This window comes from Colwellia sp. 75C3 (genome assembly GCF_002836255.1).
Classification (GTDB): Bacteria; Pseudomonadota; Gammaproteobacteria; order Enterobacterales; family Alteromonadaceae; genus Colwellia.
The window spans coordinates 138,045-150,946 of record NZ_PJAU01000033.1 but is presented as its reverse complement, the minus strand read 5'-3'; the positions used below and the strand labels follow the sequence as shown (position 1 = coordinate 150,946).

General features: G+C 38.3%; 9 protein-coding genes. 3 read left to right on the top strand and 6 right to left on the bottom strand.

All coding sequences use genetic code 11. From position 1 onward, the window contains the following. Positions 1-262 precede the first annotated feature (262 nt). Positions 263-1,717, bottom strand: coding sequence for a signal recognition particle-docking protein FtsY (gene ftsY, locus CXF85_RS05160; protein ID WP_101227919.1), 1,455 nt, complete (start codon positions 1,715-1,717; stop codon positions 263-265). A 188-nt stretch (positions 1,718-1,905) separates the two neighbouring features. Between ftsY and rsmD the strand changes: the two genes are divergently transcribed. After that, positions 1,906-2,559, top strand: a complete 654-nt coding sequence (gene rsmD / locus CXF85_RS05155; protein ID WP_101227462.1) for a 16S rRNA (guanine(966)-N(2))-methyltransferase RsmD — start codon at positions 1,906-1,908, stop codon at positions 2,557-2,559. A 51-nt stretch (positions 2,560-2,610) separates the two neighbouring features. After that, positions 2,611-3,159: a methylated-DNA--[protein]-cysteine S-methyltransferase gene (locus tag CXF85_RS05150; RefSeq protein WP_101227461.1), complete on the top strand. Its 549-nt coding sequence runs from the start codon at positions 2,611-2,613 to the stop codon at positions 3,157-3,159. Between the two features lie 119 nt (positions 3,160-3,278). Here CXF85_RS05150 and CXF85_RS05145 read toward each other — a convergent pair whose 3' ends face one another. From CXF85_RS05145 to CXF85_RS05130, 4 genes are all read right to left on the bottom strand, one after another. Beyond that, on the bottom strand, positions 3,279-4,859 hold the full coding sequence (locus tag CXF85_RS05145; RefSeq protein WP_101227460.1) for a serine hydrolase: 1,581 nt from the start codon (positions 4,857-4,859) through the stop codon (positions 3,279-3,281). Between the two features lie 117 nt (positions 4,860-4,976). After that, on the bottom strand, positions 4,977-5,612 hold the full coding sequence (locus tag CXF85_RS05140; RefSeq protein WP_101227459.1) for a YjaG family protein: 636 nt from the start codon (positions 5,610-5,612) through the stop codon (positions 4,977-4,979). 609 nt (positions 5,613-6,221) lie between these two features. Continuing rightward, positions 6,222-8,033, bottom strand: a complete 1,812-nt coding sequence (locus tag CXF85_RS05135) for a hypothetical protein (RefSeq protein ID WP_157829024.1) — start codon at positions 8,031-8,033, stop codon at positions 6,222-6,224. Positions 8,034-8,178: 145 nt separating this feature from the next. After that, positions 8,179-8,958 carry a SapC family protein gene (locus CXF85_RS05130; RefSeq protein ID WP_101227457.1) on the bottom strand — a complete coding sequence of 260 codons (780 nt, stop codon included), beginning with the start codon at positions 8,956-8,958 and terminating at the stop codon, positions 8,179-8,181. 166 nt (positions 8,959-9,124) lie between these two features. On the opposite strand from CXF85_RS05130, the gene CXF85_RS05125 reads away from it, so the two are divergent. After that, complete coding sequence (locus tag CXF85_RS05125) at positions 9,125-9,427, top strand: hypothetical protein (RefSeq protein WP_232771082.1); 303 nt, start codon at positions 9,125-9,127, stop codon at positions 9,425-9,427. A gap of 164 nt (positions 9,428-9,591) precedes the next feature. Here CXF85_RS05125 and CXF85_RS05120 read toward each other — a convergent pair whose 3' ends face one another. Next, positions 9,592-12,687: a TonB-dependent receptor plug domain-containing protein gene (locus CXF85_RS05120; RefSeq protein ID WP_101227456.1), complete on the bottom strand. Its 3,096-nt coding sequence runs from the start codon at positions 12,685-12,687 to the stop codon at positions 9,592-9,594. Between the last annotated feature and the right edge of the window lie 215 nt (positions 12,688-12,902).

Genomic DNA, 12,902 nt, shown 5'->3' with positions numbered 1-12,902 from the left:
GCCTTTTAAATTGATGTTACGCCGTGATTACTCGCCTGAGGAACTCCCGACGGGCGGGTTTTAGATGGCCAACTACCGCGTTATTTATAATAACCATAGAATAACTATGCTTAAGATAAATGCCTTGCATTTGACCCTATAAAATCCCGCTGAAATCATGCACTTTCAATGAGTTTGGGTATATACCCAAACGACTTCAAACTCATGTTTACTGTATTGGATGAATTCATCAAGCTAGAAGCTGTTTGAGTCTTGCTTTAATCTACTTGCTAAAAAGAGCTTCGATAAAATCATCACCATCAAAGGGTCTTAAATCATCAATGCCTTCACCAACGCCTAGATATCGGATAGGAATACTATGCTTATCTGCAACAGCAAAAATAACACCACCTTTTGCGGTACCATCAAGCTTAGTAATAGTTAAACCAGTTAGACCAACAGCTTCGTCAAACAACTTGGTTTGACTTAAGGCATTTTGACCTGTGCCAGCATCAAGAGTTAGCATTACTTCATGGGGCGCGTTAACGTCTAACTTTTTCATTACTCGCACGACTTTTTTCAATTCTTCCATCAAATGCGCTTTATTTTGTAAACGCCCGGCAGTATCGGCAATGATGACATCAACTTTACGTGCTTTTGCAGCACTAATGGCATCAAAAATAACCGAGGCACTATCAGCACCGGTATGCTGAGCGATAACAGGGATACCATTACGATCACCCCACACTTGTAATTGCTCAACAGCTGCAGCTCTAAAAGTATCGCCCGCAGCAAGTATTACTGATTTACCTTGTGCTTGAAATTGCTTAGCGAGCTTACCAATGGTGGTAGTTTTACCAACACCATTAACACCAACCATAAGCATAACAAAAGGCCCTTCGCCTTCAGGAATAACTAACGGCTGACTAACATCAGCAATAATTTTCTTTAATTCTATTTTAAGCAAGTCATACAAGGCCGAAGCATCTTTTAACTGCTTGCGACTAGCGCTTTGCGTTAGTGAATCGATAATTTTCATGGTGGTTTCAACACCAACATCCGCCAATAGCAAATGAGTTTCTAATTCTTCAAACAAGTCATCATCAATTTGTTTACCACGAAACAAATCAATTAAACCGTCACCTAAATTTTGTCTGGTTTTACTTAAGCCCTGCTTTAAGCGAGCAAAGAAACCAAGCTTAGTTTCTGCTTTAACCTCTTCAGTCTCTTCGACTTTTGGCTCTGGTGCTGTAGGAGTTTCAATTTGCGCTGGCTCTACAACCTCTGGCTCTGGCTCGTCAACAACGATAACGTTTTCAACTTGCTCTGCAGCTTCCATTTCGGCTAATAATTTAGCCTCTGGTAGCGCTTCAATGGCAAGTTCACTCGCTAATTCAGTTTCAGCAAGCGGAACAATTTCTTCAATTACAGGTTCGGTTATTGGCTCAACGGCTGCTTGCTCTACAATATCGACACTGGCATCTTCGATACTTGGATCAAGGGCACTGACATCATTAACAGGCGCCGAGGAAGTTTCTTGCTCTTCGGCTTGCTCCATATCTGATTCAATGGCTGATTCAATAGTTGGCTCAACAGTTAGTTCGACTGACTCAGCTACGGGTTCAACTGCTTCTAATACAGTTGCCTGTTCTGCTTCAACAGTAGCTTGAGTTTCATTGTTACTTTCTTCAGTGCTTGGTTGCTTTTCTTTTTTACCAAAGCCTAACCAAGACAACATACCTTTTTTCTTCGACACTTTTAGCTACCTAAATATATTATACCAAACGGATTAATTAACCCTATTGGTATTACAGACTGAATTTGTTTACTGGATATCACGAGGATTAATTAATCTACTTGGTATAAAGAGTAAACAAGGATAAAATTGGCGCTATATTAGCACTTAATAGCAAAATTGTCAGTGATATGAATCAAGCAAAAAAACAACTAAGTAAAAAACTCCTTTCTGGAAGAGGTCAGGGTAAGTCTGCCGGTAAAATACGTATTATTGCTGGCAAGTATAAAGGCAGAAAATTACCTGTATTAATGGCTGAAGGGTTACGCCCAACCACTGATAGGGTGAAAGAAACGGTTTTTAACTGGCTTATGCCCTATATCAATCAAGCCAACTGCCTAGACTGCTTTGCTGGCTCGGGTGGTTTGGGTTTTGAAGCCTTGTCTCGTGGTGCCGATCAAGTGACCTTGGTGGAATTAAATAGATCCGCAGCAAAGCAACTACTCGCCAATAAGGAATTACTCAAGGCTGATAACCTTACCGTTGTTCATAGTGACGCCCTTTCTTTTCTTAAAGACGGTTTTCCTAAAGCTGATTCTCTTAAAGATGAATTACAGGCTACTGCAGCTAAGCCCTTTGATTTAGTTTTTCTCGATCCCCCTTTTAGACAACAATTAGTAGAACAAGCCGCGCAATTATTAAATCACTGTGGTTTGGCTGAAGATGCACTCATTTATGTTGAAATGGAGGCAGAAAGCGAACAAGTCATACCAGAAAACTGGCAATTACTTAAAGAGAAGTTAGCAGGTCAAGTTATCTATCAACTTTATCAGTACCAAGCTTAGTATTAACCTTAGCAACAACTTAGTACTATTTTAGCTTTGGAGACAAATAGCATGTTTATTGATTACCTCGACACACCCTTAGGTTTATTTGAATTTATGGCAACCGAGCAAGGTATTTGCCAAGCCATCTTTTGTGGTGTTCAAGCGCCTGCTGAGCAACAAAGCCAAAGTAAAGTTAATGACATTACCACATTGTGTAAACAGCAATTAATCGAATACTTTGCCGGGCAGCGCACAGTTTTTACCATACCATTAGATCCAAAAGGTACGCCATTTCAACAGACCGTGTGGCACTGTTTAGCAAAAATTCCATTTGGTGCAGTAAAATCCTACGGTGAAATAGCAAAAATGATCAATAAGCCAAAAGCAGCTCAAGCGGTTGGCGGTGCTAATGGCAGAAATCCCATTACACTCATTGTCCCTTGTCACCGAGTTATTGGTGGCAATGGCTCATTAACGGGTTATGCGGGAGGCATTGAACGTAAATTATGGTTATTAAATCATGAAGGGGTCAAGGTGAAAACATCTGATGAAAATGACCAATTAGATATCAAAAATGTACTTCATAAGCGCCAAGGTAAAACACAGTTTCTGCGCTAATCCACGACTATTTCCATTAAGGTTCACTGCACTAAACACAAAAAAAGGAGTACTTCTCAGTACTCCTTTTTAAAATCTACTTTTCAGCAAAATAATACTAGATCATTAATATTTAGTGCTTACTTTTTGGGTCTTAGTTTTAAGTCATGAAAATCAAAACTAAAGTCAGTTGCCTTTGATACTGCTTTCATGGTGGCATAGTTAATTCCACCGTCTTCATTTAGATTAAAGTTAACAAATGCATCAGCCTCAAGCGTTCTATCATGCCAGCGAACAATGAAAGTATTATGCTGGTAATGCTCTAAAGTACCTTTTAAGTCTTCGGTATTACTGAACTCCATATGTAGTTTATTATTTTTAAAGCTAACCTTAATTTCGCCATACCAATTATCAACATAGGTATTCGCATAATCACGTAATGCTAATGAATGCGCTGAGTTTTTATGCACTGAGTCTGCCGCTTTTGCTAAACGTTTCTCTTCTTTGGCTGCACTTTTTTGCTGTTTATCGTGATAATACGCAATCCAATCTTTTTCCGGTAATTCAAGATACTCATTTAAGATTTGCTGATAAATAGCATTGAAGGCATAACCCGACTGCTGATTTGTTAAAATCACCATAGCGAGGTCTTCTTCTGGTACCAGTACCACTTTTGAGACCATACCTAAAATACCACCACTGTGATGAATTAACTTCACCCCGTGATAATCTTTCATAAACCAACCCAAGCCATAAGCAGAAAAGTGAGTTTTGTCTTGCTGAGTCGCTTTATCTGACACTGATAATAACGTTTGCGCCTTCCACATGGTACGGCTTTGCTTAGCTGAAAATAGACGAGGAGACTTATCATCAATCTTAGTGCCGTACGCGCCTTTATTTAACTGAGCCTGTAACCACAAACTCATATCATTAACACTTGATGCAACAGAGCCCGCAGATGAAAACTTCTCTAAGAAGTTACCACCGACAACATTTAGTTCATCATCAAGTGGTACATGCGCTCTAGCGACATTGTTATTCTGCTTTTCAATCAACGAAAAGGTTGCTCGAGTATTGTTCATACCAAGCGGAGTAAATATGCGCTCTTGGATAACGTCACTCCAAGGCTGACCCGTAACACGTGTTATCACTTCACCGGCAATAATGTACATTAAATTATCGTAAGCAAATTCACTGCGAAAGCTCGAAACTTCAGGTAAGTATTTTAAGCCCTTAAGAATATCGGCATTCGTTAAACTGGTATGCGGCCAAATCATTAAATCACCAGCACCTAGCCCTAAACCTGAGTTATGCGCTAACAAGTCCGTAATGGTAAATTCACGGGTTACATAGGCATCCGGCATTTGAAATTCAGGGATGATATCAATAACCTTAGTTTTCCAAGTTAACTTACCCTCATCGACTAAGTTGGCCAATAACGCAGCGGTCATCGCTTTAGTGTTTGAAGCAATACCAAATAAGGTATCAGCAGTAACTTTGGCTGATTTACCGTGTTCAATAACACCAAAACCTTGGCTCATTACCACTTTATTATCTTTAATAATAGCGACAGCTACGCCGGGTACTTGGAAAGTATCCATGGCGTGGGCAACAGCTTGTTCGATTTTACTATTTTTTGCAGCCGTGCTACTTGCATAGCTTGTAGCAACAAATGACAAAAGTAATGTCATGGAAAAGACGGTACAACTGAGTAACTTCATATTGGCTTCCTGTATATACCCGTCTCGCTTGAAAATGTTGGTTTCAAATAAGATAGGTAAGCTGTGATTATGTTGGATGTTAGGCGAGGGTTACTAGCAAACGGATTAACTTAGCAACTAAACAATCTCTATGCCTAAATTAGATAAACCTTCAGATAAACTCATCTGCTTAGCGAGCTTGCAAGTACGCTTATCGGCAGCGGCAAACTTTAGAAAATTGAACAACTCATTTTGAGTGTCCTTTTCCCATTGCATTAGCGGATGTTCATCCATTTGCTCGGCAGTGATGGTAAGTTCTTCATCACCGGATTCGTCAGCTTCTTCAAGTAAAAGCAACTCGACATAATAACTAACACTATTGTGAGAGAGACGACTGATACTTTGAATATCATCAGTATCAATTTCTGACACTTTTTGTTTCTTAGACGGCTTAATTTGCATTAATTGCCACAAAGCAGAAAAAGCCATACACGCATCAAGTGCCGGAAAGACACCAAAAGAATCAAACGCTTCAGGATCAGGAGTTTCAGCTTCTAATTTGAGTAATTGAGCTTCGCTATTAATTTTTACCGTATTACTGTTATCAAGCCATTGCCAGATAATATCGAGTTGATTACGTAATACTTTCGCATTACCAAAGTCAGCAGCTTCACTAAACATTTGATAATTAGGTAACATACGCTCAAGTAACGCTGCAGAAAAAGCAATTTGATGCCAATGACTTAACTTGGCAAAAGGAAGATGAATAGCCACTTAGATATATACTCAGTTACGATAATTAACGGGATTATACCAAACGAATTAATTAAGTGATCAATTTTTAATGTGGATAAATTTTCAAGAACAAGGCGCTTGATTGAGTTATAGCTGGCTATTGGGATTGAAAGCAACGATGTTATTGGAGATTTAAACCATTTTAAAAGAGTACTTAATTAGTTTGATTGGTATTTTACCAAACGGATTAATTAAATGGTCAATTTTTAATGTGGATAAATTTTCAAGAACAAGGCGCTTGATTGAGTAATAGCTGGCTATTGGGATTGAAAGCAACGATGTTATTGGAGATTTAAACCATTTTAAAAGAGTACTTAATTAGTTTGATTGGTATTTTACCAAACGGATTAATTAAATGGTCAATTTTTAATGTGGATAAATTTTCAAGAACAAGGCGCTTGATTGAGTAATAGCTGGCTATTGGGATTGAAAGCAACGATGTTATTGGAGATTTAAACCATTTTAAAAGAGTACTTAATTGGTCTGATTGGTATTAACCCAAGCTCATTCAAAATGCGAATAAGCTTGGTTTTTATATGGCTGACTTGTTTGGTTTTATGTTGGCTATCTTGTGTATATATCGAGCAACTAATTAGTTAATTGCTTCTGAGCATACTCGAACTTCAAGCGGTATTCAGTTAACTTATGCTCTAATTCATTAGTTTGATCGATAAACTGTGCTTTTTGTTCGCCATTATCACTAATTAACTGATGATTTTCATCGCGTAAGAATTTAATCGTTTCTCTCACTTTATCGTTTTCAACTTCTTGTTTATCACGATTGGTATTAAAGCGGTTTAAGATGTTTTCTTGTCCCTCTTGGGCAATTTTTACTTGGTCATTCAGCACAGTTACTTCTTGCTGATATAATTTTATATCATTTTGTTCGGTTTCAATTTGTTTGTTAAGTTGTTCGTTAGCTTTTTCTAATTCAATAATGTTTTGCTGCGCTGTTGCTTGCAATTGTTTTGCTTGCTCAGCCGCTTCATTGATCACTTTGATCTCATCAAGGTGTAACTGTTTTACTGCTTCAGTTCCCTCATTGATGACTTTGATCTCATCAAGGTGTGACTGTTTTACTGCTTCAGTTCCCTCATTGATGACTTTGATCTCTTCAAGGTGTGACTGTTTTACTGCTTCAGTTCCCTCATTGATGACTTTGACCTCATCAATGTGTGACTGTTTTACGGCTTCAGTACCCTCATGAATGACTTTGATCTCTTCAAGGTGCAACTGTTTTACCTTGTCAGCTCCTTCATTAAGTGACTTTATCTCATCAAGAAGTTGCTGTTTATCAATAACAGCTTGCTCTGTTAGCTTAATAATTTTTGCTTGAAAGTCTTGGCTTTTTTGTTCAGCTTGTTTATTTTTATCTTGCTCTGTATCAATAGATTTTTGCTGTGTGGATAACTGCTGCTGCAACTCAGCTTTGCCATTTTGCTCCTGTTGAGCTTGCTCTGCTAACTGAGAAACCTTTTGCTCCAACCCTTTAACTTTACTGTCACTACTTTGCAATGCTTCAGCTTGAATACGGACATTTTCACTTTCAACTTGTTGAAGCTTTTCCGTTAATGCATCGGTTTGTTGCTTCGTTGACGCTTCAGCTTGCGCTTTAAGCGCTGTCACTGTTTCGTTTTGTTGCTTTTCACTGAGCTGAATTTTTTCCGTTAACGCATCAATTTTTTGTTTCGCTGCTGCTTCAGCTTGCGCTTTGATCGCTGTCACTGTTTCGTTTTGTTGCTGTTCAGTTAACTTGATTTTTTCAGTTAACGTATCAATTTGCTGCTTGGCTGACGCTTCGACTTGAGCCTTGATGGCAGTCAACGCCTCATTTTGTTTCTTATCACTTAGCTGAATCTGTTCTTTAGCAACATTAAGTTGCATAGTTAAGCTTTGTTCTTGTTCTGTTAGCACCATGATACGGCCATTTAAACCATCAATTGCTTGAGTTTTATCATTCAGCTTTTGTTCTGTTTCCAGTAACTTCTCATCTAACTTATGATTATTACTTTGCTTATTGTCTTGTTGTTGTGTTTCTTGCTTCTTTAAGTTAACAATATCTTTTTCTAAACGCTCAATCGTTTCACTATAGTTAATACTATTTTGCGTAAGTTCTACTTGGAAGTTTTGTTTATTAACATCGGCATCAACCTGTCTTTCAGCAAGTTGTTGCTTAAGTAAGTTAATATCGCTGGTTAGAATGAGTTCTTTCTCTGATGGGCGGGTGTTTTGTTGATCGGTAGTTTGGCTAATTTCTGCTTTGACGGCTGCAGCTATCAAATTAGTTATCTTATCTTCTACATGAATGTAAACATCACTTGCTAAGCTTTGTATTTGCTCTTCTACATCCTTAGAAAGTTTACTTTTATCGACCATATTATTCTCGTTATTATAAATCACTACTGCTTCTAAATTACCACAGGTTCACCAGCACAGGAATATGAAAAGCAACTTTTTTTAACAAAATGAAACAAAAAAAGAGGCTTTCGCCTCTTTTTTATTTTTTAACAACTTTTTTACTGTCAGTTTAACCTAAGGGTTAACGCTATGCTGTTGCAGTTTCAGCTGGTACTTCTTGCTTAGCTAGTGGTGAAATTTGAATACCTGAGATTTGATCTTTACCCGTAAGGTTACGTAATTGTACTAAACGGTTAATTTGACCTAAAGAACCTAACATCGCGTAAATTGGTACAAATAAGCCACGTTTATGGAAATCTAAAACTTTATCATCTGCTAATGCTTTCACTTTATCTTCACTCACTGTGAAAATACCAGTAAGTTTTTTCTTTTCACCATTAGCAAAATTAATATTCAGCTCAAGCTCTTGTAGTAAATCATTTTCTTCTAGTTCTTTAACAAAATTCTCTGTCATTTTTTCGTTTTCATATAAACGACCTAATGAATTTTGTACGTTAGTTAATAATTCAGTCTCTTTACCGTCTTCTGCAAATATCGCTAAGTCTTTATCTTCACCAACTAAAGCACTATCCATATCAATACAGGCTGTTAAGGTATTTTCTTTTTCAGGATCTAGGCCTAATGCAAATGGTGCCATACCAACACTTTGTGGTAATGACAAACCACTCCATTTTTCATCGTTATAGAATAAGTTCTCGCCTGCTTCTAAACCTAACATAGCAACACTACGGTAACGTGGTGATTCTGGGTTTTTAACGAATACTACAGGAAAGCTTGCTGATGCTTGTGCATACTCAGCAGCAGTTACTGAAACAATATGTTGTCCCGCAACATGTGCAAGATCGCGTTTGCTAGCAAGCTTAAGGTTTTGATGTTGTTCTTTTCTTACCGGTACGAAATTAGCCATGATTTTATCTCTTGTAAATGCTTTATTGAGCATATTTTTATAATATTGTAATTGAGTTTCTAGTATTAGAATGAAATTACTGCGTTGTTATAAGTTATGGAGACACTTAATTAGCTTTCAATGCTAAACTTAATATTATTTGTTAAATATCTTAAAAAATAAAATTATGATGCACAAGACGGTAACATTTTTTATTGTATTATTGCTCTCGACCAGTGCTTTAGCGATGCCTAAAATAACAGTAAAAAATCAACGTAACATCAAGGGGTTTGCCGAAACACAAGTCATCAACGGCACGATGGAAAATTTGATTTGTTATGTTGCGATTGATGGCCATAAGATATTTTTTCGTCTCAAAGCAATTGAATCTTCAAAGTGGTTTGCCGCAACCGATATTCGCTTTAACCATAGTAATTTTAGTGTTTGGTGCGATTATTTAAAACTCCACCCTAAATATCAAGAGAATTAAACCAGTAAATTTCATTCATTAAGAACCGATCTTTGTATAAAAAAAGGCTGCCCTAAGGCAGCCGATTCATCAAATAATAGTCCGTAACAAAGATATAACGAGTCAAAAGCGTCCATATCCTATGAGATAGCTTTAACTCGTTAGTTCATTACCCGCTGATGAAACTAAAAATCAAACTGCGCAGCTAAGTAAACAAAACGCCCTTCTCCACCACCGTATTTACTTGAATAGTTACCCGTACCATTAATAATAAAGTCTCCATAGTTATTGAAGATGTTATTAACACCGCCAGAGACACGAATCTCATTATCATTCTTCAGCTCAAAGGTATAAGAGACTGACATACTGTGTTTGGTATAAGAGCTAATATTAAGGAACTCTGGATCTTCTGGGTTCTCAATACACTCAGCAGCGCCTTCAGCACAACGTGCATCATTCATTGGGAAAACACCGCCATCACCATCTGTATCTAATGCACCGTAATATTCTTCTTCATCGGCCTGACTGTATTTCATAGCACTCTTAAATTTAGTACTCCAACGTACACGCCAGCCTTCGTTATACCAAGTTAATGAAGCAGAAGCTTTATCTTCAAATATACCGGTATCTAAATAGCCTAAATTATCATTACTAACAATCACGCCACCATCATCAAACGATGATGTGTGCTCAATCACGTGAGTCATATCTGCTTTGAAGTACAAACGGCCAAACGAATTTAAATCAAGCTTATATTCGGCGGCAATATCAATACCACGGGTTTTAATTTCATCTAAGTTATAAACAGGCTGCAATATTTCAATTATTTCACCCTCGGTATTTCGACTAATAAGATTACAAAATTCATTTTCAGCCCCCCAAGCTGCGCCAGATGGTGAGTCATAACAACCTTTCATAATGTCATCATTAGGGATTTGAGAAATAGCATCTTCAATTTCAATTTGGTAATAATCTACCGCCAAACGAAAGTCCTCGATAAATGATGGCGCTAACGTTAAACCGGCGGTAAAGGTATTAGCAGTTTCTTCTTTTAGCTCTGAATTACCAGCATTTGGCGCATAGTTATTATCAAACCCCTCAAATATCCCATCATCAGCTGCTGCAATGGCTGCTGTAATCGCAGGTTCTAAACGACAGTTAGCATCGGCACTACCGGTTGAGGACTCTGTTATATCTTTACAAATATCATCAAAGCTATCGTAATCACCACGTGCTGGTGACATCAGCTCAGTAATCGTTGGTGCGCGCTGCGCCGTTGCAACATTCGCTCTAAACATATAGCCCTCAATTGGCTCCCATGTGGTACCAATTTTATAGCTACCGACAGTGCCAACGTTATCCATACTGTAATCGGCAACTCGGCCCGAAACCTCAATCGTCAAATGCTTAGCGGCAATTACATCTCTTAATAGCGGAATCGCAGCTTCAGCAAACAATTCAGTTACATCCACATCACCTTCAAAAGTAGGCACCACGTTAAAAGTAACACCACCATATTGCTGTGCTTCGTTAGTCTTAACTGATTGTGAATCTTTACGATACTCTGCACCAAAAACGGTAGAAACAGCACCTGCTGGTAACTCAAATAAGTCACCGGCGATGTAACCCAAAACGTTGATTTGTTCAATGTCAGTAGTAATAGTTGGATTGGCGCGAATATAATCTGCCGCTTCTGTTGAAATAGAGTTTATGCCAAATAAATTAAGTGGCGCACAACCTTCAGCTCTCGCTTCTTCACTGGCACACTGAATAGTAGTACCGTCAGCAGCATACTCAGCATTCAATGCATTATTTACATGAACCGTATTGAGTTCATTGTAACGGGTTTGTTCTTGTTTAAACTTACCGTAGCCTGCTGAAATATCCCAATCCCAACTATCATCAAACATGGTGCCCTGTAAACCAGCCCAAGTTCGCACCGTAGCGCGACTATTATCAGTAGTTACCGGACCCACTTCATTAAAACGACGGTCCCAATAAATACGATCTTTGTAAGGATTACTATCGACTATTTCTTGTGGAACGTAAGGGTTATCAATAGGAATATAACCCGGTGTTACACTGCCAGGAGCACCCGTTACTGGGTTAATAGTTAATGCTGATGCACTTTCATATTCATCCTCGGGCGACTTAATATTTTCAGAGTTGTTTTCGCTGTATTGGATCTGAAAATAACTACCAATCGAATCAGTTAACTCGTAATCAAACTTTACTGCCACCGAGGCTTTTTCATCAGGTATTTTTATCGCAACAAACTGCTCGGTATTAATACCATATTTTTCTTCATTCGCTTGTGACCAGTCATTACGCAAACCTGATTCGTCATACCAAAACTGGGTACTATTTTTACTACTCTCTAAAAATACACCGCCCGGTAAGCCATCACTACGATTACGCCAATCAGCTGCGGTAATTTGGTTCATACATTGAAAGTCATTTTCAGTGTCCATTTCATTACACATTTTATCTGCGTTATATCTAAAGCTTGCCTCTTGTTGCGCTCTTGTTCTATCTTCAAAAGCAATACCATATTGCTTATCGTAGTTGGCGCTCATATACATATAACCATCACCACCCGCAAATTCGCTACCGTAGCTCAAATCTAAAGTGAACTCATCACCACCACCATCAGTCGTTGTGCCTCCTCGGACCTTAAATTCTAGGCCTTCTTTATCTTGCTGGGTGATAATATTCACCACTCCTGCAATAGCATCAGAGCCATAAGTCGCCGACGCACCACCACTGATAATTTCAACACGGTCAACCATGCCCGCCGGAATAGTACTTAAACTGACATAATTACCGCTGTAACTGTTTGATACCACGCGTCGACCATCAACGAGAGTTAAAGTTCTGTTTGTCCCTAAGTTACGAAGCTGAACCGTAGATAAACCGGTATTTTGTACACTCGATTGTGAGTTGCTATTACTACTGCCCTCACTAACCGATGGAATGTTATCCACTAATATTTCAGAGAGTGAACCTAAACCGGTATCATCAATTTCAGCACGGCCCATTGTTACTAATGGCGTTGCCACGCTAAAGCTATCACGACGCAATCTTGAGCCAGTGACGATTATTTTTTCTGGTACTTCTTTTTTTGCTTCAGCTTTTTCTGCTACCGCTACCTTGGTTGTAGTCGACTTTTTCTCTATCTCAGCTAGATTATCTTGTTCAAGTGCAAAAGCACTTTGGGTCATCATTGTTGCCGCGCTAAAAATTGCACTTTGTACTGCTAGGGTGATAATTTTCTTGTTCATCACAACTCCATTGGTTTCATCTGTAGTTATTTTTATCAGGCTACGTCCACGGCATTTGATGATGCCTTTTTATAAAAAAGTAGCTGCTTGAGGTTATTTTTATCTGCTCTATTATTTTCTATTACAGATGATTAACAACTACAACGCTGAGCAGGTCTTTTATCAATCTACTCAACATCTTTTTTCGATTGTCATATATAATCAATTAGTTATGA